This is a genomic window from Mycobacterium fragae (assembly GCF_002102185.1).
GTDB lineage: Bacteria > Actinomycetota > Actinomycetes > Mycobacteriales > Mycobacteriaceae > Mycobacterium > Mycobacterium fragae.
In genome coordinates, this window is the sequence record NZ_LQOW01000008.1 from 1 (window position 1) to 23,324 (window position 23,324).

Below are 23,324 nucleotides of genomic sequence, written 5' to 3' on the forward strand. Positions count from 1 at the left end.
CCGAACCCGGAAGCTAAGCCTGCCAGCGCCGATGATACTACCCAACCCGGGTGGAAAAGTAGGACACCGCCGAACACCCACAAAAAAAGGGCACCCACAAGGTGCCCTTTTTTACACCCCAAAACCCTAATCGAAAAGGAACAAATTTCCCGCTATTCTGCTTCTCTCCAATTCGAGCAGTGATCGTTTACGGTCGAGGCCGCCGCCATAACCAATAAGGCTTCCACTCGCGCCGATTACCCGGTGACAAGGCACGATAATGGCGATCGGATTGCGGCCGTTTGCCAATCCGACAGCTCGGGCGGCCCCGCTGGCACCGATCTGTTCCGCGATTTCTCCGTATGACCGGGTCTCCCCGTACGGAATGGTCATCAGTGCTTGCCAGACCCGCCGCTGGAACACGCTGCCCGTCAAGCTGAGCTCGACGTCGAAATCTGTGCGCTCGCCGGCGAAGTACGCGTTGAGTTGGTCGACAGCCTCGGGGAAGACCCGGTCATCGGGCACCCAATCCGCACGGCTCGGCTCGTGGCTCTGGTCCACCATTCGCAGATGCGTCAGGACCCGGCCGGTCCCGGCCAGCGCCAACGGTCCGATCGGGCTGTCAATGGTGCGGTGGTGGATCATGCGATCTCCTTCGATGGCCACTGGTTCACCGGATGCGCCAGCGTGGTCCATAGATGCTGCGTGGCATAGGAACGCCAGGGGCGCCACGGACTGCTTCGCGCCGTAAGAGCCTGCGGGTCTGTCGGCAACTCCAATTGCTTTGCAGCCAGTCGCAATCCGAGGTCGCTGATGGGAAAAGCATCGGGGTCACCCAGGCCGCGCATGGCGATCACTTCCGCGGTCCACGGGCCGATGCCCGGGATTGCAAGCAACTGCGTGCGGGCGGTGTCCCAGTCGCAGCCGGCATCAAGAACCACACTGCCGTCGGCGAGCCCGGCGATAAGGGCGCTCAGCGTGCGTCGGCGTGCATCGGGAACGGCCAGATGGGCCGGATCGATGTCGGCGAGCTGCTCAACCGACGGGAAGGTGTGCGTCAGTGCGCCGTCGGGGTCGTGGACCGGCTGCCCGTAGACGCTGACCAGCCTCGCCGCGTGGGTTCGCGCTGCTTTGGTGGACACCTGCTGTCCGAGGACTGCCCGTACGGCCAGTTCAGCCTCGTCGACAGTGCGGGGTATGCGCTGCCCGGGCGCCTTGGCCACCACCGGGCTCAGCGCCGGATCAGAGCTCAGCACCTCGATCACGGCTTCCGGATCGGCGTCGAGGTCCAACAACCGTCGACAGCGGGCGATCGCGGTCGTCACGTCGCGGAAGTCATCGAGCACCAGCAGGCAACGGACATGATCGGGCGCCGGGGTCAGGCTGACGACGCCAACGCCATTCGGCAGCCGCAGCGTTCGGCGATATGTGTTGTCGCAAACCTCTTCGCATCCGGGCACCGCAGTAGCGGCCAGATGGCCGAAGACCCCCTCATAGGCGAATGGCCTCCGCACGGGCAACCGCAACGAAACCGCCCCGGAGGAGGCGACGTCGTCGCCAAACCGACCACGCGCTTTCGTGCGCAATGTGGTTGGGGTGCAGCAGTTTACCGTGCGCACCGTGTCGTTGAACTGGCGAATACTGGAAAAGCCTGCCGCAAAAGCGACATCGCTGAAAGGCAGGTCTGTCGTCTCGATAAGCACACGGGCGGTTTGTGCTCGCTGCGCCCGGGCCAAGGCGAGCGGACCGGCACCGACCTCGGCCTGCAACATCCGTTGCAGTTGGCGCGTCGTGTAGCCGAGGCGGGCGGCAAGCCCGGTGACACCTTCGCGGTCCACGATGCCGTCGCCGATAAGCCGCATGGCCCGCGCGACCACGTCGCCGCGCACGTTCCATTCGGGCGAACCCGGAGAAGCGTCCGGGCGGCAACGCTTGCACGGCCGGAAACCGGCGCGCTGAGCGGCCGCGGCGGTGGGGTAAAACCGGACGTTGCGGGCGAACGGCGGCCGGGCGGGGCAACTCGGCCGGCAATAGATTCCGGTGGTAAGGACCGCCGTGACGAACCACCCGTCGAACCGGGCGTCCTTGGACTGCACGGCCCGGTAGCAGCGGTCGAAGTCTTCATGCACGCTTAGAACAATTACACCTGCCCACCGACATCACTGGCGGGAATGCGACATGGTCGTGGAGCCCGCCTTAGGCGAGGGTGGCCAGCTGCGTCGGCTCCTCGTGCCCGCGCAGAGTCACCGTGTCACCCAAGGACCAGTAGCTACGCTCGTTTTCGCTCGCCGCGTTTACCGCATCCGACGACGCCAACAACCGCGGCGAATGTGATTTGGCCAGTTCGCACAGCCGGGCTGCCTCGTTGACCGGCTCGCCGATCACCGTGTATTCGAACCGTTCTCGAGCGCCCACATTGCCGGCGACAACTTGTCCCGCCGCCACCCCTATGCCGGCCTGGCAGTCCGACACCTCACGCTCGAGCCGCTCTGCGATGGCGCGGGCGGCTGCGAGCGCCTCGTCTTCCGGATGCTCCAGGCGGTTGGGAGCACCGAAGATGGCCAGCGTCGCATCACCCTCGAATTTGTTGACCAGTCCGCAATGGCGATCCACCTCGTCGACGATCACCGCAAAGAACCGATTGAGCAACTGGACGATCTCCGCAGCCGGTCGCTTTGTCACCAACTGGGTCGAAGCAACGATATCGACGAAAACCACTGCGACATGACGCTCTTCGCCGCCCAGCTTCGGTCGTTCTCGTTCGGCGGCCGCGGCGACCTCGCGCCCGACGTGACGGCCGAACAGGTCGCGCACCATCTCCCGCTCGCGTAACCCGTCGACCATCGCGTTGAAGCCACGCTGAAGTTCGCCCAGTTCGGTCCCGTCGAATACCACGAGGTTGCCGCGCAAATCCCCCTGCTCCACGCGTCTGAGCGCCAATCGCACCGCTCGTACCGGTGTTGCGATCAGCCAGGACAGCAACCACATCACGAAGGACCCGAAGAGCAGTGTTGCGGTTGAAATGATCAGCACCGCCACCGCCAGCTCGGTCTCGGTAAGGTTCCGCAGTACCAGTGCGAAGAATGCCGTCAGTGCGATGCCAATGACGGGCAACCCAGAAGCGAGCATCCAGACCGCCATGGTTCGGCCCATGATGCCCGGCGCGAGGCGGCGTGGCGGTGGTCCCGCCTCCAATGCTTGGGCGGCGACCGGCCGTAGTGCGAACTCGGTGAAGAGATATGAGCCGGTGGCCACCACCACACCGCAGAAGCACACCGAGAACAGCGATTTGGGGATGAACATGGTGTTGACCAAGCCGTAGAGCGTCGTCAACAGCGCCGCCCCGCCCCCCCAGAGGATCAATAGCGCGATCGCGACACGCGATGGGGCTAAGAAGGTGTTGCGCTCGTCGGCCGGGCTAGGTTTGCGCTCCTCGATGGCCCACCGCAGCGCCGCGACGGTTCGCCGGGTGATCCAGTAGGCACCGAGCGCAAGCGCGATAACGACGTATGCCGGTATGACGCCGAACGTCAGCCACAGCGGCGCGTCGGTGAAGACACTGGGGGTCGGAACGGCAACAGTGACTATTAGCAGTGCGACGGCGACTCCGAGCACGTTAAAGACCACGACGAAGACGGTCAGGATAATCTGGATACGCACCCGTCGGCGAGCTTGGCTCTCCGACACCCGCCCGAGGAGCCACGAGCCATATGCCGGGGTCTCTGGCAGCCGGCCGCTCTGTCGAGTCAGCCGCTCCAGCATCCGGCCCAAGCGTTGCGCCAGCGATTCCTTGGCCGTCATTTAGCGCCAGCTTAGTTTGCGTGCGTCCCTGCCCCTAATGTGAGTCGCGTGCGTCTCGTCATCGCCCAGTGCACGGTGGACTATCTCGGACGGCTCACCGCGCATCTACCGTCGGCTCGCAGGCTTCTGCTGTTCAAGGCCGACGGCTCCGTGAGCGTGCATGCCGACGACCGCGCCTACAAGCCGTTGAACTGGATGAGCCCGCCATGCTGGCTCAGCGAAGAGCTCGACGGGCCGCTGCCGGTATGGGTGGTGCAGAACAAGGCGGGCGAGCGACTGCGCATCACCGTCGAGGACATCGAGCACGACTCCAGCCATGAGCTCGGGATGGACCCGGGGCTGGTCAAGGACGGCGTGGAAGCTCACCTGCAAGCGCTACTGGCCGAGCACGTCGAGCTGCTCGGCGCCGGATACACGCTGGTGCGCCGGGAATACATGACTGCCATCGGGCCGGTCGACCTGCTGTGCCGCGACGAACAGGGGCGCTCGGTCGCGGTCGAGATCAAGCGCCGAGGCGAGATCGACGGTGTCGAGCAACTCACCCGTTATCTTGAGTTGCTCAACCGCGACAGCCTGCTTGCACCGGTGAGCGGGGTATTGGCGGCCCAGCAGATCAAGCCACAGGCGCGTACCCTCGCGATAGACCGCGGAATCCGTTGTCTTACATTGGATTACGATGAACTACGCGGTATGGACACCAACGAGTATCGGCTGTTCTGAGGCATCTCACTAGACTGGCGTCATGGCTCGGCGCCGTACCCGGCGGCAGCAGCCGCTTCGGCCGCTGCCGGTTACAGGCCGGGTGGAAACCGGACCCGATGGTCATGAGTACGAGGTGCGACCCGTGGCCGCCTCGCGCGCTGTCAAGACGTATCGCTGTCCTGGCTGCGATCACGAGATCCGTTCCGGCACAGCACATGTGGTGGTATGGATGGCGGATTCTGGGAAGGCGGCGATGGACGACCGGCGACATTGGCACACGCCATGCTGGGCCAATCGCGCAACGCGCGGGCCGACCCGAAAGTGGTCTTAGATCAGTGCGTGGAGTCTGCTTCGGTGGGCGGTTCGACCAGCTCGATCAGAACTCCGCCCGCGTCTTTGGGATGGATGAAGTTGATCCGCGAGTTCGCCGTCCCGCGCCGGGGCGCCTCGTAGAGCAGCCGGATACCCTGCTCGCGCAGCCGCTCGGTCAGGGTTTCCAGGTCGCTTACCCGATAGGCCAGCTGCTGGATGCCGGGCCCGCGCTTGTCGAGGAACTTCGCGATCACCGACGACTCGTCGATGGGAGCCATCAGCTGCACCTGTGCACTGCCGACCGGCGCGCCGCGCACCGACAACATCGCCTCCCGGATCCCCTGATCGTCGTTGACTTCCTCGTGCAGCACGATCATGCCGAGGTTGTCGTGGTACCAGGCGATCGCCGCGTCGAGGTCCGCCACCGCAATCCCAACGTGATCAACCGCCGTCACCAACGCGCTGGCCAGCGTACGACGGACGTCAACGTGTTCGGTGGTCATAACGTCACGGTAACCTGACGGGAAAGATTGCGCTTCCCGGTCCGCCGGATCGGCCGTTTCCCGCCCTCTCTGGAGGTTCTCATGACGACATCGGTGATCGTTGCTGGAGCACGGACCCCCATCGGCAAGTTGATGGGTTCGCTGAAGGATTTTTCGGCCAGTGACCTGGGCGCTATCGCGATTGCCGGCGCTCTGGAGAAGGCCAACGTGCCGGCCTCAGCGGTCGAGTACGTGATCATGGGCCAGGTCCTGACCGCCGGCGCCGGTCAGATGCCCGCACGGCAGGCCGCGGTGGCCGCCGGTATCGGGTGGGACGTCCCGGCGCTGACCATCAACAAGATGTGCCTGTCCGGTATCGACTCCATCGCCCTGGCTGACCAGCTCATTCGCGCCGGCGAGTTCGACGTGGTGGTAGCAGGCGGCCAGGAATCCATGACCAAGGCCCCGCACCTGTTGATGGACAGTCGGGCCGGCTATAAGTACGGCGATGTGACCGTGTTGGATCACATGGCCTACGACGGGCTGCATGACGTGTTCACCGACCAGCCGATGGGGGCGCTGACTGAACAGCGCAACGACGTCGACAAATTCACCCGCCAAGAGCAAGACGAGTACGCCGCCCGGTCGCACCAGAAAGCCGCCGCGGCGTGGAAGGACGGCGTGTTCACCGACGAAGTCGTGCCGGTGAATATCCCTCAGCGCAAAGGTGATCCGCTGCAGTTCAGCGAGGACGAGGGCATTCGCGCCAACACCACCGCCGAATCGCTGGCCGGCCTCAAACCGGCGTTCCGGCCGGACGGCACCATCACCGCGGGATCGTCGTCGCAGATCTCCGATGGTGCTGCCGCGGTGGTGGTGATGAACAAGGACAAGGCCACAGAGCTGGGATTGCCGTGGCTGGTCGAGATCGGTGCGCACGGCGTGGTGGCCGGCCCGGACTCGACGCTGCAGTCACAACCGGCCAACGCGGTCAAGAAAGCTCTTGGCCGGGAGGGCATCTCGGTCGATCAGCTTGACGTGGTGGAGATCAACGAGGCGTTCTCCGCGGTGGCGCTGGCCTCGACCAGGGAACTGGGTGTCGACCCCGAGATCGTGAACGTCAACGGCGGGGCGATCGCCGTCGGCCATCCGATCGGCATGTCGGGTGCCCGGATCACGCTGCATGCCGCTCTCGAGTTGGCGCGCCGCGGCTCCGGCTACGGCGTTGCGGCGCTATGCGGCGCCGGTGGTCAGGGCGATGCGCTGCTCCTGCGGGCGGGGTAACACTCGGCTGTCGCACAAGCGTTCGATTGACGTTACAGAAATGGTTGCTGGCGTTGCGGTCCGACGCACCGCCGGGCTGGTCTGTGATCTTCGTCACGGAGGTCTCGCAGCCGGGTGGCCAGGCCTCGCTAGCGGCGTGCCAGACTTGACGACGTGAGCCGTCCCCGACCCCCGATTGGTCCGGCTATGGCCGGCGCGGTCGATCTGTCCGCTCTCAAGCAAAGCGCCCCGGCCGGCGGCGAGGCTGGGCAAGAGCAGGCGGTCCCCGTCGGCACCGAGATCACCGAAGCCAATTTCGAAGACGAGGTACTGCTCCGGTCCAACCAGGTGCCGGTCGTGGTGCTGTTGTGGTCGCCGCGTAGCGATGTGTGCCTCCAGCTGGCCGACGTGTTGTCCGGCCTGGCCGCCGCCGACAACAACAAGTGGTCACTGGTGAGCGTCAACGTGGACGCGGTTCCGCGAGTGGCCCAGATCTTCGGCGTCCAAGTGGTCCCCACCGTGGTGGCGCTGGCTGCCGGCCAGCCGCTGTCCAGCTTTCAGGGTATGCAGCCACCAGACCAGTTACGGCGTTGGCTGGACTCTCTCCTGTCGGCAACAGCGGGCAAGCTCAGTGGCGCAACGACTTCGGAGGAGCCCGAGCAAGTGGACCCGGAGCTGGCGCAGGCGCGCCAGCAGTTGCAGGACGGTGACTTCGCCGCGGCACTCGACTCGTATCAGGCGATACTGGACGCGAACCCCAACCACGCCGAAGCCAAGGGCGCAGTACGTCAGATCGCCTTCTTGATGCGCGCGACCGCCCAGCGCCCCGACGCGGTGGCGGTCTCTGATGCGGCACCCGGTGACATCGAAGCCGCGTTCGCCGCCGCCGATGTGCAGCTCCTCAACCAGGACGTCGCCGGCGCCTTCGACCGCTTGATCGCGTTGGTGCGGCAGACATCCGGCGACGACCGCACCAAGGTGCGCACCCGCCTCATCGAATTGTTCGAGCTCTTCGACCCCACCGACCCGGACGTCATCACCGGCCGGCGCAACCTGGCCAACGCGCTGTACTAGCGCGGGATTGGTGACGGCGCTCTATTCGGGCTCCAGCCACAGCGCCGAAGTGGGCGGCAGCACCAGCACCGCGGATGCCGGGCGGCCGTGCCACGGCTCGTCGGTCGCATCGACACCGCCGAGGTTGCCGATTCCGGCGCCGTTGTAGTTGGTCGCGTCGGTGTTGAGCACCTCCCGCCACCGCCCGGCGTTGGGCAGGCCGAGGCGGTAGCCGCTGTGCTCGGAACCGGCGAAATTGAAGACGCAGGCCATCACCGATCCGTCGCTGCCGTAGCGCAGGAAGCTCAACACGTTATTGGCGGAGTCGTTCGCGTCGATCCACGAATAGCCCTCTGGCGTGGTGTCCTGGCTCCACAATGCCGGGTGGCTGCGATAGATGTCGTTGATGTCGCGCACCAGTCGCAACACGCCGTTGGAGAAACCGCTCTCGTCGAGTTGGAACCAGTCCACACCACGCTCCTCGGACCATTCCGCGCGTTGCCCGAATTCTTGGCCCATGAACAGCAGCTGTTTTCCGGGGTGTGCCCACTGGTATGCCAGCAGGCTGCGTAATCCCGCCGCCTTCACGTGGTCGTTGCCCGGCATGCGGCCCCACAGCGTGCCCTTGCCGTGCACCACCTCGTCGTGGCTGAGCGGCAGCACGAAGTTCTCGCTGAACGCGTAGAGCATCGAGAAGGTGATCTCGTGGTGGTGGTAACTGCGGTGCACCGGGTCGTGGCTGATGTAATCGAGGGTGTCGTGCATCCACCCCATGTTCCATTTCATCGAAAAGCCCAGTCCACCAACGTTAGTGGGCCGCGATACACCTGGCCACGAGGTCGACTCTTCGGCGATGGTGACGATTCCGGGCGCCGCCTTGTGCGCGGTGGCATTCATCTCCTGCAGGAACTGCACTGCTTCCAGGTTCTCCCGGCCACCGTAGACATTCGGCGTCCAGCCGCCCGCCGGGCGCGAATAGTCGAGGTAGAGCATCGAGGCGACGGCGTCCACCCGCAGGCCGTCGATGTGGAACTCCTCGACCCAGTAAAGCGCATTGGCCACCAGGAAATTGCGGACCTCGGCACGGCCGAAGTCGAACACGTAAGTGCCCCAGTCGAGTTGCTCGCCGCGCCGAGGGTCGGAATGCTCGTAGAGCGGTGTGCCGTCGAACCTGCCGAGCGCCCATGCGTCCTTGGGGAAGTGCGCCGGGACCCAGTCCACGATGACACCGATGCCGGCCTGATGCAGCGCGTCGACCAGCGCCCGGAAATCATCCGGGGTGCCGAATCGCGACGTCGGCGCATAGTAGGACGTGACCTGATATCCCCAGGATCCGGCAAATGGGTGCTCCGCGACGGGCAGCATCTCGACATGGGTAAACCCGTGCGCCAGCACGTAATCCGTCAGCTCGCGGGCAAGTTCGCGGTAGGACAGGCCTGGCCGCCACGAGCCGAGGTGGACTTCGTAGGTGCTCATCGGTTCGAACACCGGGTTGCGCTGGGCGCGCTTGGTCATCCAGTCGGCGTCACGCCAGCTGTAGGTGGTCGATGTCACCCGTGATGCGGTGCTCGGCGGCACCTCGGCGGCAAAGGCGAACGGGTCGGCACGGTCTGTGACGACGCCGTCAGCGCCGTGCACCCGGAACTTGTACAGGCCCTCGCGGGGGAAGCCGGGCCAAAACAGCTCCCACACGCCCGACGAGCCGAGGACCCGCAGCGGCGCATCGTTGCCATTCCAGCCATTGAACTCACCGATCAAGCTGACGCCTTTGGCGTTTGGCGCCCACACGGCGAAGGACACGCCATCGACCACACCGTCGGCGGTGGTGAAGGAGCGCGGGTGGGCGCCCATGACCTCCCAAAGCCGTTCGTGGCGGCCTTCGGCGAACAGATGAAGGTCGACCTCGCCCAACGTCGGCAGGAAGCGGTAGGCGTCGGCGACGATATGCGGGTCGGCACCGTTGTAGCTCACCTCGAGGCGGTAGTCGATGAGGTTGACGAACGGCAGCGCCACGGCGAATAGACCGGAATCGATGTGCTGCAACGGGAACCGATCTTCGCCGACAAGCGCGACTACTTCGGCCGCGTGCGGGCGGAATGCACGGATGATCGTGTGGTCGCGATACTCGTGGGCGCCCAGGATGCCGTGTGGATTGTGGTGCTCGCCGGCCACCAGGCGGGCCAGGTCGCTGGGTTCGGGCGCCAGGTGGGTCCTGGCGAGTTGATCGGTAGGCGTCATTGCAACGTCACCTCCGGCGCAGCAGCGTCATTCGGGATTCGGACGGTATCAGCGGCATGTTGATGATGTGGGCGACGGCGCGGCCCGGGTCGATGCGTACGTAATTGGCTGCTCCCCATTGGTATTCCTCGCCGGTCAGCTCGTCGCGCACCCAGAAGCGCTCATAGGGCTCCATACCCAGTGCGGGCATGTCCAACCACAGGGTCGCCTCCTCCGGCCCGAACGCATTGAGCGTCACCACCACCAGCACACAATCGCCCGTGGTCGGATCGAACTTGCTGTAGGCGAGTAATGCGTCGTTGTCGATTGGATGGAACCGGATAGTGCGCAGCTGCTGTAGCGCCGGATGGAGTCGACGAATGTTGTTGAGCCGGGTGATGAACGGCTCCAGTGATCTTCCTTCGGCGAGGGCGCCCGCAAAATCGCGGGGTCGCAACTCGTACTTCTCGGAGTTGAGGTATTCCTCGCTGCCCTCGAGCACAGCACGATGCTCGAAAAGCTCGTAACCGGAATACATGCCCCAGGCCGGGCTCATCGTCGTTGCCAGCACGGCGCGGATCGCGAACATGCCGGGCCCGTTGTGTTGCAGGACCGCATGCAGGATGTCGGGGGTGTTGACGAACAGGTTGGGGCGGCGGTAGTCGGCGAGTCGGGGAATCTCCTCTCCGAACTCGGTGAGCTCCCACTTCGCCGTGCGCCAAGTGAAATACGTGTAGGACTGGGTGAAACCGAGCTTGGCGAGCCCGAATTGGCGGGCCGGCGGGGTGAACGCCTCGGACAAAAACAGCACATCCGGGTCGATCGCTTTCACCTGCGCGATCAGCCACGCCCAGAAATTCGGCGGCTTGGTGTGTGGGTTGTCCACCCTGAAGACCTTCACCCCGTGGTCAATCCAGTGCCGCACCACCCGCAGCACCTCGTCGTAGAGGCCGACCGGGTCGTTGTCGAAGTTGATGGGGTAGATGTCCTGGTACTTCTTCGGCGGGTTTTCCGCGTAGGCGATGGTGCCGTCGGGCAATTCGGTGAACCACTCGCGGTGTTCTTTGGCCCACGGGTGATCCGGAGCGCACTGCAAGGCCAAGTCCAGCGCCACTTCCATGCCCAAGTCGCGCGCCGCCCCGACGAACTCGTCGAAGTCGTCGATCGTGCCCAGCTGTGGATGCACGGCGTCGTGGCCGCCCTCGTCGCTGCCGATGGCCCACGGCGATCCGACGTCACCGGGGACGGCGGTTGCGGTGTTGTTACGACCCTTGCGGTGGACCTTGCCGATCGGGTGAATGGGGGGCAGGTACACGATGTCGAAGCCCATCTGCGCGATTCGCGGCAACGCCTCCGCCGCGGTGGCGAAGGTACCGTGCACCGGGTTGCCGTCGGCGTCCCAGCCGCCCGTCGAGCGGGGGAACATCTCGTACCACGAGCCGAAGCGGGCCAGCGGCCGATCGACCCACACCCCGTATTGCTCGCCGCGGGTGACCAGCTCGCGCAACGGGTAGTGGGTGAGCAGTTCGTCGATTTCGGCGGTCAGCGCCAGCGCGGCGCGGGTAACCGGGTCGCCCGGTGTGCGCAGGGCGGCCGCTGCCGCTCGCAGCGGGTCTCGCTGGGCGCGGGGAACGCCGGCCGCCGCCCGTTCGAACAACTGAGCACCGACCAGCAGATCGTTGGACAGTTCGGTCTCGCCTTGGCCGGCATTCAGCTTGGCGATCACAGCGTGCCGCCAGGTGTGAATCCGGTCGCCCCAGCCGTCTACCCGGAAGGTCCACAACCCGACGCGGTCCGGGGTGAAGTGACCGTGGAAGACGAAGGGCTCCTCGCCCATGCTCATGGGGGCCAGAAGTGGCTTGACCCGTGACAACCCGTGCGCCTTGTTTTGGGTGACTTCGGCAACCTGCACCGCCTTGATCCGGCGCGGCTCGGCGACTTGGGGATATTGCGGCCCGAGGTAGCGCACCACCAGCGTCGCCGCGACCGTTTCATGGCCGTCGCTCCATACGGTCGCGCTCACCGGAACCACCTCGCCGACCACGGCTTTTGCCGGGTACGCACCGCAGGAGACGACGGGCTGGACATCATCGATCTCGACGCGACCGGGCACCGACACTCCGTTTCGTAGTCCGTCGTTCGTTGTGGGCGCGGTCAAACCGCGATGTGCTCGGTTTCCAAAAGCCTCCTTGCGCCCAATACCCACCGTAGTGGCGGGCCACACCGGAGCGCTGGGAAGCGGTCGTCGTCGCGAGGCGAACCGTGGCGTGGCGTCAGTAAGGTAAAGACGCGTGAAAGCCCTCCGCCGGTTCACCGTCCGTGCTCACCTTCCCGAGCGCCTGACGGCGCTGGAACAGCTGTCGACCAATTTGCGGTGGTCCTGGGAGAAGCCGACACAGGATCTCTTCGAGGCAATCGACCCGGCGCTCTGGGAGCAATGCGGTCAGGATCCGGTGGCGCTGCTGGGCGCGGTCAGCCCGGCCCGGCTTGATGAGCTGGCCGTCGAGGGCGGGTTTCTGGACAGGCTCGATGAGCTGGCGGCCGACCTGAACGACTACCTGAGTCGCCCGCTGTGGTATCAGCAGCAACAAAGCGACGGCGCGGCCATGCCCAACGGGATCGCATACTTCTCGATGGAATTCGGCGTGGCCGAGGTGTTGCCGAACTATTCGGGGGGCTTGGGAATCTTGGCCGGCGACCATCTGAAGTCCGCTTCCGATCTCGGACTACCGCTCATCGCGGTGGGGCTGTATTACCGCTCCGGGTACTTTCGGCAGTCGCTGACGGCGGACGGGTGGCAACACGAGACTTATCCGGCGCTGGATCCGCAGGGGCTGCCGTTGCGGCTGCTCACCGATTCCGCGGGCGATCCTGTGCTCGTCGAACTCGCGCTGCCGGAATCGATACCACTGCGGGCCCGAATCTGGGTGGCGCAGGTCGGCCGCGTCCCGTTGCTGCTGTTGGACTCCGACATCCCGCAGAACGAACACGACCTGCGCGGCGTCACCGACCGCCTCTACGGCGGCGACCAGGAGCATCGCATCCGCCAAGAGATCTTGGCCGGCATCGGAGGCGTGCGGGCGATTCGCGCCTTCACCGCCATCGAAGGCCTGCCCGCGCCCGAGGTCTTCCACATGAACGAGGGCCATGCCGGATTCCTTGGCGCCGAACGCATCCGCGAACTCGTCGACGCGGGTCTGGACTTCGACACCGCGCTTACCGTGGTTCGCTCCAGCACGGTGTTCACCACGCATACCCCGGTGGCCGCCGGTATCGACCGGTTCCCGGTGGAGATGGTGCAGCGGTATTTCGACGACAGCGTCGAAGACGGCGGATCTGCGCTGCTGCCCGGCGTGCCCGTCGAGCGGATCCTGGCGCTGGGCGGCGAGGAGGATCCGGAGAAATTCAACATGGCCCACATGGGCCTGCGGCTGGCGCAGCGCGCCAACGGCGTCTCGCTGCTACACGGTCGGGTGAGCCGAGCGATGTTCAACGGGCTGTGGCGAGGATTCGACCCCGACGAGGTGCCGATCGGGTCGATCACCAACGGGGTGCACGGGCCCACTTGGGCCGCGCCGCAATGGTTGCAGTTGGGTCGTGAACTCGCCGGATCCGACTCGCTGAGCGAACCCGCGGTGTGGCAGCGGCTGCAGCACGTCGACTCCGGGCACCTGTGGTGGATTCGCTCGCAACTGCGTGCGTCGCTCGTCGACGACGTCCGGGAGCGGCTGCGCCGCTCGTGGCTGGAGCGCGGCGCGCCCGCTGCCGAACTGGGCTGGATTTCGACGGCCTTCGACCCCGACGTGCTCACCGTCGGGTTCGCCCGGAGGGTGCCGACCTACAAGCGGCTGACGTTGATGCTGCGCGACCCGGATCGCCTGCAGCAGCTGCTGCTCGACGACAACAGACCGATCCAGCTGATTGTCGCGGGCAAGTCGCATCCTGCCGACGACGGCGGCAAGGCGCTGATCCAGCAGGTGGTGCAGTTCGCCGACCGGCCTGAGGTGCGTCACCGCATCGCCTTCTTGCCCGACTACGACATGTCGATGGCGCGGCGGCTGTACTGGGGCTGCGACGTGTGGCTGAACAACCCGTTGCGCCCGTTGGAAGCCTGCGGAACATCGGGGATGAAGAGCGCGCTCAACGGCGGGTTGAACCTCTCCATCCGCGACGGGTGGTGGGATGAGTGGTACGACGGCGAAAACGGCTGGGAGATACCGTCGGCGTCCGGAGTGGCCTCCGAGGGCCGTCGCGACGACCTGGAGGCCCGGGCACTGTACGACTTGCTGCAGCAATCTGTGGCGCCGAAGTTCTACGAGCGCGACGAGCATGGTGTACCGCCGCGGTGGATCGAGATGGTGCGCCACACCCTGCAGACGCTCGGCCCCAAGGTGCTGGCATCGCGGATGGTGCGCGACTACGTCGAGCGCTATTACATGCCGGCGGCGGAGTCGCTGCGCCGAACGGTCGGCGTGGAGGGGGACGGCCGGGTGGCATTCGACCCGGCCCGGGAGCTGGCCGCCTACCGCCGGCGCGCATTCGAGGCTTGGCCGAAGATCCGCATCACGGAGGTGGACAGCAGTGGGCTGCCCGACACTCCGGTACTGGGGTCCAAGCTGACGCTGACCGCGACCGTACAGCTGGCCGGGCTTTCTCCCGACGAGGTGACCGTGCAGGCAGCGGTGGGCCGGGTCGACGCCGCCGACGCGCTGGTGGATCCGGTCACCGTCGAGATGTCACATGCCGGTACCGCGGCCGACGGCGACATATTTTCCACGACGATGTCGCTGCCGGTCGCCGGCGCGGTCGGTTACACCGTGCGGGTGCTGCCGACTCACCCGATGCTGGCGGAGCCCAACGAGCTCGGTCTGGTCACCCTCGCCTAGCCCGGCGGACGCTGCGGGCCTTCAGTTCGCGTCAAGGCGCAGGGGCGTCTTCGGTCTGCGTGATTGGTGTCTTGCGCTCAATCACCGGGTAAACGGTCTCCATCCCGCGCCGCCCCTTGATTTCGACGGATTCGCTTGTGCCCCAGGTAAACTGCGCTGCCGCAGCACGGTGCACGCCGTTGGTCACCAGCACTGGTGCCCGCCCATCACGACCGGCGAGCCCGGACAACCGGAACGCGACGTTGGCTGCATCGCCGATCACGGCGTCTGCCGATCTGGTCATTGCGGCCAGCGCGGCCATGCCCCGTACCACCCCCCAACCCATGTGGATCGGCGAGCCGTCGGGGTCGCGCAACGGCAGCTCGGGCCCCAGCTCCTCGACACGCCGATTCGCCGCCAATGCGAAGTCGATCGCCAGTTCGGCCGCATTCGGGAACCTGCTGACCTCCCAGACCGCGAACAGCGCATCGCCGGCGTAGTGCGCAAGGGTGCCGTGATGAGCCTGCAGGACATCGCCGAGTTGGTGCCACAACGTATGGAGGCTGCGGGCAATGACTGCCTCGTCTGTCACCTGCGAGATCGTTGAGTAATTGACGATGTCGCCGACCACCATCACCATGGCGGCCTGACTGATCCGGGCCTGCGTGCGCTTCACGACGGCCGCGGGCACGGCGGTGAACCGCTGCGAGGAGAAGGTCAGCGCCACATCGCCGATACGGATCTCGTCGCCCGGGCGGATCGGCAGCAGAACCGCGCGTTCGAGCCGCACACCGTTCAGCAATGTGCCGTTGCTGCTGGTGTCGACCACGAAAGCTTGATCGCTTGCGGCGTCCAGCCTGATCTCGAGGTGAGTGCGGGAGATCTCCGGATCATCGATCACCAGCCTGCGCGGCTCACTGATCCCCGCGCATTCCCGACCAACGAACAGCTGATCAAAAATCGGCACGCGGCGTTGAGAGCCGCCCTCGTCGACGACGAGGTGGCCCAGCGGCTCATCGGGCTGCCCGCCCGGCGCGTTGACAAAGGCTGCCATCATCGCCTCGCCACTAGCCGTCGCCGCGCTCATACGGTGGTGCATGGACGCCGTGCGAGTCCTTAGGGTTTTCGAACTCGACCGGGCTGATCATACCGAGTGTGGAGTGCGACGGCGCCGGTTCCGGATCGACTTCCATCCGGTCTCCGATGGAGTTTTTCGTCTGTGCCATCCGACGATTTCTGCGGTGATTGCGGGTAGCTACGGCGTTCTAAACAGCGGCCGCCACCCAATGCACGGAACTGAGCGCATGGACATTACGACTGCGAACGCGCCCGCGGGTCGGCATCCGGCCTCAATTCTTTTGCGGCGCTTGCCCTTTAAGCTGGCGAGACTGTCACAGGAGTATGCGTCAGGATACCTGCCTCAATTGCACGTTGACAGAGAATGATTCGCCCGGGCTTCTGCCGCAGGCGGCCAATTTGGTAGTAACTTGAGCTGTGCCCGCCAGAGTGTTCGGATCCCACGTGTAATAGTCGGTGTTCGCGTTCTGAACACTCGAACCATCGGAGCACGTGGCATTCGATGTCACCTCCATTGTCCATTGGCCGTTCACCAACCGCGCTTGGCCGAATCCCGCGTCGGCGCATCCGTCCCCGCAGGGAGTGAAATACCAATCGTTGGTAGTGGTTTGACCAGTTGGTGCGTAGGTTTCGGTGTCGATATAGTGGCCGCTCATTTGGCCAGGCCCCGGTGTCTGTGTGGGCGGAGAGGACTGAGCGGAAGAACTGAATGGCTCGGTGGATGAAGTTTGAGCGGAAGAACTGGATGGCTCGGTGGATGAGGTTTGCGGTGCGCTCGACGGCGCGCCGGTGTTGTGTTTGGCGAGCGCCACCGCGATGACAACCGACGCCACGATAACTACGGCCGCCACCACGCCGCCGGCAGCCCATATCGGGGCCCTCGATGAGGGTGGTCCGCTTACGGGTGGCGCCCAGGTTGGTGGCGCCGATGGTGGTGGCTCCGAGGGGCGCACTGGCGGTGCGGAATGCGCGGTTGGTCTGGAGTGCACGATGGGTATTGGTGGTGGGGTCTGTGGGGCACCGACCGGGGATGTGGTCTTTTTTTGATGTTGGGCGTGTTCGATGGCGTGGCCGAGGACGTAGGTCCAGGCCTCGGGCAGCGGGCGTTGTTGTGGCGCATTGTTGAGGGTGTCGGTGATGATCTGGCGCAGCAGGGCTGGTGTCGTCGAGGGAAGGTGTTGAGGGCTTTTGGTGTCATGCTCGCCGGCCACCAACCGTAAAGCCAGCAAGCCCAGCTTGTAGGCATCCGAGTAGATCGTGGCCAGTTCCTCACCGAAAGGCACTTCCCAACCAGGTGTTTCCACCTGGGGCAACGCCGAGACACCGTTGATGCGCATGGCGTCACAGTCGATGAAATACACGGCCTCATGGGGTGTCAGCGAAAACAACAGATTCTTGGGTGAGATATCCCCAACGCACACCCCGTGTTTATGCATAAACGCCAGCCCCGAGGCCACCTCGCGCAGCAACGTAAAGCGTTGCACGTCATCGAGTGTGATGCCACGGGCCGCCAGTATCGACGAATGATTCAACAAATGCTGAAACTCCGCAGTAGTCGACGCGACTCCTTTTGCCGTGGTCAGCGAGATGAAGAATTCCTGAGGAATGGCGGGCATCACGAATCCCGTTGGCGTTCCCGCGTCTTCGACGATCGCACACGGCCAGGCGGCAATCGAGATCAGCCGTTCGGCCTGGGTGTAGGTCAGCGATTCCTCCACCAAGGCCGGCATGGCGGCCAGCGCGGTGAAATCGATTTCGGTGCGGGCCGCAGCCTTGTACTCCTTGTAGACCATTGAGGCCGCGAATTTTGTCTTCACATTGGGTGCGCGAGAGACCACCCCTTGTCCGCCCTGACCGATCTTGGTGCGCGGACCCAGCTTGTCGCGTTGGATGACTTCTCGTGTGGCCGCTGACTTTCGACCTGGCTCGGGGACCTGGATCGCATCGGCAGGCTGTGGCTGGGTTGCGTCTGCTGTGGGTGGGGGCTTCTGCTCATCCAGCAGAGTGGATCCGGGTGCGGGTCGGGGCGGGTTGGCAAGCAGGCTAGCGGCGGGAGTGGGTTCCGGAACCCTGCTGGAGGTGAGGGCATGGTGTGCGGCGGTGGCCAGCTCACGGGCGCTCTGATAGCGCTCGTCGGGCTTTTTGGCCATACCTTTCGCGATAACCTCATCCAATCCCACAGGTAGGTCAGGTCGCTGCTGGCTGGGCTTGGGCGGGTCCAACGTCAGATGTCCGGCGATCTGCTGCTCCATGCCTCCCGCATAGGGTGTGGTTCCGGTCAAACACTCATACAGCACACACGCCAACGCATATACATCCGAGCGGGCATCGGCGGTCCCAGCGGTGAAACGCTCCGGCGCCATATAGGCCCACGTGCCCACCATCATGCCGGTGCTCGTCAGCCGAGTGGCCGCGGCATCGTGAGCGATGCCGAAATCAATCAGATACACAAAGTCGTCGCCGGTCACTAATGCGTTCGACGGTTTGATATCACGGTGCACCAGTCCCGCGGCGTGCGCGGCATTCAGCGCCGCGGCCAGTTGCTGGATTACCTGCACAGCCCGCTGGGGGCTCATCGGCCCCTCGCGCTGCAACAAACTCTGCAGGTCGATGCCGTCGACAACCGGCATCACCAGGTACAACCGGCCCTCGATTTCGCCCGTCTCAAAAATCGGGATGATATGCGGCTCGGTCAACCGCGCCGCGGTGGAAGCCTCACGGCGAAACCGTTGCTCATAGCCGGATTCGCTGGCCAACTCCGGGGGCAATACCTTGACCGCCACATCGCGGCCCATCACGGTGTCATGGGCGCGATATACCTTGCCCATGCCGCCCTCGCCGATCAACGCGATCAGCCGATAACGGCCAAACGCCACCTCATCCACGGGCGGCCTCCATCACCCACCTGGCCGGAATGCTATCCGACCATTCATCTCCCCACCGCCGATTCACCGACCAGGTAGGTGTCCGCTGCCTGCAACCCACGTGGGCGAAGGCCACGATGCAGCGCCCCATGCCGTAGATCCCGCGCAGGTGGTGATGCTCAGCGGCCGTCTGAGCCTTCTTGGCGCCGATTCACCACTCGATGGTGTCTCGCTGGGCCAGCGGGGCGAGCGCCACCGGCTCGCATATTGGGTGCTGCGGATCTGAGCTGGCGGTGACGTTCCCGCTGGCGGTGCCTTGGGCGACCGAAGTAAATGCGAAATCCATTTTGCTGCAAGGCATGTCAATCACCAGACCAGCGCGGCTGCCTCCGTGCGCGCCGCTGGTGAGCGGTACGCCCTGTCAGGTCACAGCGGACGAGATTACTTGCGACACATGTGAACCGGTTTGCTACTGGATACGCCCACAGGGATGGACTGTCTGGTCCGGGCCCGAATCATTCAGTGTCTCCCGACATCCGGAAACTCTTTATGGGCCAGATCTATCACGTCAACGGCGGCTACTGGGGTGCTGGCATCGCCTCCGGCGCAAAGGCTTTCGTGCCAGGTATGTCCCGGAAGCGGCTCAACGTGTTGCGGGGAACCAGTGCAGGCATAGCCACGTCCACAGGAAGGGCTTCTACGGCGACTATCGGGTCGCTGCGATCGGGTTGTGGGTTGGGTTGGCGAATTGTCTGTGGGGTGGGTGGTGGTTCGCTAGCATGTGCGCTCGGGGGTGTTGTGTGGGAGGCCGCCGGTGGATGAGGTGGTGTTTGGGCGGTATCGGCTGATCGCGTTGATCGGCGAGGGTGGCATGGGCAAGGTGTTTAAGGCTCATGACAGCGTGATCGGGCGTGATGTGGCGATTAAAGTGCTGCCTACTGAGCTAAGTGCGGAGCCGGGTTATCGGGAGCGGTTTCGTCGTGAGGCGCATACGGCGGCGCGGTTGACCGAGCCGCATATTATCCCGATTTATGACACGGGGGAGGTTGACGGCCAGCTGTATTTGGTGATGCCGGTGGTGGATGGCATCGATGTGAATGGTTTGCTGGCGCGGGATGGGGCGATGAGCCCGCAACGTGCGGTGTTGGTGATCGCGCAGTTGGCTTCGGCGTTGCATGCGGCGCATGCGGTGGGGTTGGTGCATCGGGATATCAAGCCGTCGAATGCGTTGGTGACCGGTGATGATTTTGTGTATTTGATCGATTTCGGTATTGCTCATGATGCGGCGGCCACCAAGTTGACCAGTACCGGGATGATGGTGGGGACGTGGGCCTATATGGCTCCGGAGCGTTTCACCACGGGTACTGCTGATGCGCGTGCGGATGTGTATGCGTTGGCGTGTGTGCTGTATGAGTGTTTGACCGGTGTGCGGCCGTTCCCCGGCGACAGTATGGAACAGCAGATTGCGGGTCATTTGACGGTGGAGCCGCCCAAGCCCAGTGTGGTTAATCCTGCGGTGCCGGTGGGCTTTGATGAGGTGATCGCGCGGGGCATGGCCAAAAACCCCGAGGAGCGTTATCAGAGTGCGCGTGAGTTGGCTACCGCGGCTGCGCAGGCGCTGAGCGCATCGCAGAGTGCTCCGACTTTGGTTGAGGATTCGGCGCCGGCGGTGGGCGGTGGGGGGCAGGGCTCTGGGCGGGCTGGTTCGACGGTGGCCGCTGGTGCTGTTGGCCGTCGGGGTGGGGGGTCGGTGAAGACTCGTCCGGTGATTGGGCGCGACAAGTTGGGGGTGTTGAGCAAGATTGGTCAGGGTGGGCAGGGGGTGGTGTATCGCGCGCCGAATGTGAAGACGAAGTTCGCGGCGTCGATGGTCTATAAGGAGTACAAGGCGCAGTCGCGTTCCGATATTGATTTCACTGCGTTGGCGGCGATGCCGGCTTTGGTGGAGGAGTCGTTGTCTTATGCGCAGGCGGAGCGGTTGATCTCGTTTGCTGCTTGGCCGTGTGCGTTGGTCGAAGATGGCGGGGCGTCAACGGGGTTTGTGATGCCGGCTATTCCGGAGGCTTTTTTCATCGATCTGACCACGGTGAAGGGGGTGTCGAGGACTACCGCGGAGTTTCAGCATCTGCTGAATCATTCTTCGGTTTTGGCCGCACGTGGCATCGGTGTTGATGACGCTCAGCGTTATTCGTTGTTGCGTGAGGTGGCTTCTGCGCTGGCGTTCATGCACAAACATGGTGTGTGCGTGGGGGATATCTCGCCGAAGAACTTGTTGTTTTCGTTGTCCCCGCATGAGGCTGTGTATTTCATCGACTGCGATGCGATGCGCATCAACGGTGTGTCGGCTCTGCCGCAGATGGAGACACCGGATTGGGAGGCGCCCCCCGGTGAGGAGCTGGCCACCATCTATTCGGATGCCTACAAGCTGGGTCTGCTGGCGTTGCGGCTGCTTGCCGGTGATCATGACACCAAAAATCTTCAGCACATTCCGGCGAGCACCCCTGCGCTGTTGCGCCAGATCATCACCGACACGCTCAGCAATGCCCCCCAGCAGCGTCCGCTGCCCGAAGCCTGGAGCTATGTGCTGGGCCACGCCATCGAACAAGCCCAACACCAAAAGAAGACCGCAACCCCGGCCTCACCACCGATCAGTGTGGCACCCACCCCACCACCGACACCGATCGTGCATTCCCGACCACCCGTCGGCACCTCCACCCCACCCCCGCCCGCGAGCGTGTACTCCCGACCACCAGCCCCCACCCCAACACCACCACCACCAACAACCCAACCACCCTCATCGGGCAAGATATGGGGCGGCGTCGGCGCGGCGGCAGTGGTTGTCGTCGTGGCGATCATCGTGGCGGTCGTCGTCGGCAACCGCCAGTCATCGCCGCCCTCGGCATCGCCCAGCTCGTCGACGTCCCCCTCGAGCACCGCCTCTTATTCACCAACGCCGACGACCCCGACGTTCAGCGTTCCGCCCTCACTGCTGCAAGGCGCCGATCAAGGTGGCGATAGCCAGTGCGAGGGCGGATTTCCGCTACCCCGCGGCTACCGAGTCGGCCCCGCAGCACCTACTAGCTCCGACAAATTCACATCGTGTGCGTTCGCGATCGTGGTCGGGCAAAGCTACCTGGCCGACAATCCCGACCTCACGTCGCCGCAGACACCACGCTCAGTTGCCGCACAGTCCCCGCTCGCGAACTGCCCGGATGTCCAAAACGACCATCCTAATGTCCAATGCAGCGGCAATGCCTTCTTGATGCAGTGCCAACAAGAAGGCCTCGACCAGTGGATCACGTGCCGGGGCGGCAACGACGCGGTCGTTTACATCTACTAGTCCCTACTGCTGTCCCGTCCGGAAGATGTTGATACGCAGTGCATTTAGGTTCTCTGCGGCCCGAGCTGAGCGCGTGTGTCAGGCCTTGCACTGTGCGGCGGGCAAGACATCAACGTGGGCTTGGAGCCATTTTGCGAGCTCGGTGAGGGCCTGGATGCCGTCGGGGAATGATCCCGAGTCGGGTTCAGCGGCGACCGCAACGACTGTCAGGCCTTTTGGTGTTGGCAGGATGCCGATCTGCCGCACGAGATAGCGCCCCGACAGCGACGGGCCCCAGCCGCCCTTGATTTTGGTGTTGGGAAGGACTCCCAGGCCCCACTTCTGGTCGTTCTCCACCTCACCCATCAAAGTCAGCACAGGCTGGTCGCGCGGATCACATGCCACAGCGGACAGAAATAGCGCTTGGTGGGCCAGCGACCAGTCGGTCTGGCCGAAGGCGGTGTATTCGGGCCGCACCTTCTGGGATTGGACGGTTGTGGGGTCTCCAGTCTCGCGCAGCACCGCCTCGACCTTGGCGGCGGCAGTGGTCGGCTCGCCGAGGCCCTCCCAGATCGATTCGGCAGCCGCGTTGTCGGACTCGGTGATCGCGGCGATCATCGGCTTCGTCACCTGGCCGGTGTTCTGTTGGCGCATTGCGGCGATCACCAACGCGACCTTGATCGTGGACCAGGCCGGTCCGGAACTCCAGTCGCCTAACGTGACGGGCGCATCGGATCCTGCGCCCACTGGACCCAGGACGACGCCGGTCTTCGCGTGTAGCCGGGCCTGCAGCTGGGCGAAGTCGGCCGCCAACGCGGTAGGGTTCGGCGGCTTGGTTGGCGGGTTCGCCGACCGCGAGGGCGCTGACGAGTTCGGGGTGGCTTGTCGCGGTGGTGCGGGAGCGGATGGATGCACCGGCGCAGGTCCGGGCGCGACCTCGAAAGCGACGACCGCCCCAGCAGCCACAACAAGCGCCCCACTGAGCGCGAGCACCCACTTGCCATGCTGAGACCACCACGACGCACGCCCCCCCGAGGCACGCCGCGAGTGCAGACCACCCCGCGCGTTCATGCTGTCGTCGCCGTCCCGGCCCAGATGCCCGCACCACCGGAAGCCACCGGTGCGATGCCACTTAGCGACTCAGACGATGTTGCGGAGGTGTTCGGCAAAGGCATGACTGCGCTCACCCTAGCTCGCCCACATCTTCGACAACGGGAAAGCCGCACTTTGCGCCGAAGCGGGCGGGGCAGCCGTTCTGCCCCAATGTGATTGATTCCCTGCCGGTTGTCAGCCCTAGTTCTCCGATTGGTGGTGATGGGTGGGTTGTGGGTTGGGTTGGCGAATTGTCTGTGGGGTGGGTGGTGGTTCGCTAGCATGTGCGCTCGGGGGT

15 protein-coding genes are annotated in these 23,324 nt (G+C 64.6%); 6 read left to right on the plus strand and 9 right to left on the minus strand.

Annotated elements, in window-relative coordinates:
• Positions 1-126: 126 nt before the first annotated feature.
• The 3 genes from AWC06_RS05455 to AWC06_RS05465 form a co-directional block, all read right to left on the minus strand.
• Positions 127-624: a methylated-DNA--[protein]-cysteine S-methyltransferase gene (locus AWC06_RS05455; RefSeq protein ID WP_085195185.1), complete on the minus strand. Its 498-nt coding sequence runs from the start codon at positions 622-624 to the stop codon at positions 127-129.
• Positions 621-2,108: a DNA-3-methyladenine glycosylase 2 family protein gene (locus AWC06_RS05460; protein ID WP_085195187.1), complete on the minus strand. Its 1,488-nt coding sequence runs from the start codon at positions 2,106-2,108 to the stop codon at positions 621-623. The genes AWC06_RS05455 and AWC06_RS05460 overlap by 4 nt, the downstream gene beginning before the upstream one ends.
• A 67-nt stretch (positions 2,109-2,175) precedes the next feature.
• Positions 2,176-3,780 (minus strand): adenylate/guanylate cyclase domain-containing protein, encoded by a 1,605-nt coding sequence (locus AWC06_RS05465; RefSeq protein WP_085195189.1) that lies wholly within the window; start codon positions 3,778-3,780, stop codon positions 2,176-2,178.
• 48 nt (positions 3,781-3,828) lie between these two features.
• On the opposite strand from AWC06_RS05465, the gene nucS reads away from it, so the two are divergent.
• The gene (gene nucS, locus AWC06_RS05470; RefSeq protein WP_085195190.1) at positions 3,829-4,500 is read left to right on the plus strand and encodes an endonuclease NucS; all 672 of its coding nucleotides are present in this window, start codon (positions 3,829-3,831) and stop codon (positions 4,498-4,500) included.
• A 22-nt stretch (positions 4,501-4,522) separates the two neighbouring features.
• On the plus strand, positions 4,523-4,813 hold the full coding sequence (locus tag AWC06_RS05475; RefSeq protein ID WP_085195192.1) for a hypothetical protein: 291 nt from the start codon (positions 4,523-4,525) through the stop codon (positions 4,811-4,813).
• Position 4,814: 1 nt separating this feature from the next.
• On the opposite strand, the gene mce is transcribed toward AWC06_RS05475, so the two are convergent.
• Entirely contained in the window at positions 4,815-5,297 is a 483-nt protein-coding gene (mce, locus tag AWC06_RS05480) for a methylmalonyl-CoA epimerase (protein ID WP_085195194.1), read from the minus strand.
• Positions 5,298-5,378: 81 nt separating this feature from the next.
• Between mce and AWC06_RS05485 the strand changes: the two genes are divergently transcribed.
• The gene (locus AWC06_RS05485) at positions 5,379-6,560 is read left to right on the plus strand and encodes an acetyl-CoA C-acetyltransferase (RefSeq protein WP_085195196.1); all 1,182 of its coding nucleotides are present in this window, start codon (positions 5,379-5,381) and stop codon (positions 6,558-6,560) included.
• Between the two features lie 153 nt (positions 6,561-6,713).
• On the plus strand, positions 6,714-7,613 hold the full coding sequence (locus tag AWC06_RS05490) for a thioredoxin family protein (RefSeq protein ID WP_085195198.1): 900 nt from the start codon (positions 6,714-6,716) through the stop codon (positions 7,611-7,613).
• 21 nt (positions 7,614-7,634) lie between these two features.
• On the opposite strand, the gene glgB is transcribed toward AWC06_RS05490, so the two are convergent.
• Together glgB and AWC06_RS05500 are read right to left on the minus strand one after the other, a co-directional pair.
• On the minus strand, positions 7,635-9,830 hold the full coding sequence (gene glgB, locus AWC06_RS05495) for a 1,4-alpha-glucan branching protein GlgB (RefSeq protein ID WP_085195200.1): 2,196 nt from the start codon (positions 9,828-9,830) through the stop codon (positions 7,635-7,637).
• A 7-nt stretch (positions 9,831-9,837) separates the two neighbouring features.
• On the minus strand, positions 9,838-11,922 hold the full coding sequence (locus tag AWC06_RS05500) for an alpha-1,4-glucan--maltose-1-phosphate maltosyltransferase (protein ID WP_211281903.1): 2,085 nt from the start codon (positions 11,920-11,922) through the stop codon (positions 9,838-9,840).
• 178 nt (positions 11,923-12,100) lie between these two features.
• Between AWC06_RS05500 and AWC06_RS05505 the strand changes: the two genes are divergently transcribed.
• The gene (locus AWC06_RS05505) at positions 12,101-14,695 is read left to right on the plus strand and encodes a glycosyltransferase family 1 protein (protein WP_085195204.1); all 2,595 of its coding nucleotides are present in this window, start codon (positions 12,101-12,103) and stop codon (positions 14,693-14,695) included.
• Positions 14,696-14,726: 31 nt separating this feature from the next.
• On the opposite strand, the gene AWC06_RS05510 is transcribed toward AWC06_RS05505, so the two are convergent.
• Both AWC06_RS05510 and AWC06_RS05515 read right to left on the minus strand, forming a co-directional pair.
• Positions 14,727-15,761 carry an adenylate/guanylate cyclase domain-containing protein gene (locus AWC06_RS05510; protein ID WP_227371204.1) on the minus strand — a complete coding sequence of 345 codons (1,035 nt, stop codon included), beginning with the start codon at positions 15,759-15,761 and terminating at the stop codon, positions 14,727-14,729.
• Between the two features lie 319 nt (positions 15,762-16,080).
• Positions 16,081-18,636 (minus strand): protein kinase domain-containing protein, encoded by a 2,556-nt coding sequence (locus tag AWC06_RS05515; protein ID WP_085195206.1) that lies wholly within the window; start codon positions 18,634-18,636, stop codon positions 16,081-16,083.
• Between the two features lie 793 nt (positions 18,637-19,429).
• Here AWC06_RS05515 and AWC06_RS23535 point away from each other — a divergent pair.
• A complete protein-coding gene (locus AWC06_RS23535) occupies positions 19,430-21,955 on the plus strand; it encodes a protein kinase domain-containing protein (RefSeq protein ID WP_085195207.1) in 2,526 nt (841 codons plus the stop codon).
• A gap of 78 nt (positions 21,956-22,033) precedes the next feature.
• On the opposite strand, the gene AWC06_RS05525 is transcribed toward AWC06_RS23535, so the two are convergent.
• On the minus strand, positions 22,034-22,747 hold the full coding sequence (locus AWC06_RS05525; protein WP_244899022.1) for a serine hydrolase: 714 nt from the start codon (positions 22,745-22,747) through the stop codon (positions 22,034-22,036).
• Between the last annotated feature and the right edge of the window lie 577 nt (positions 22,748-23,324).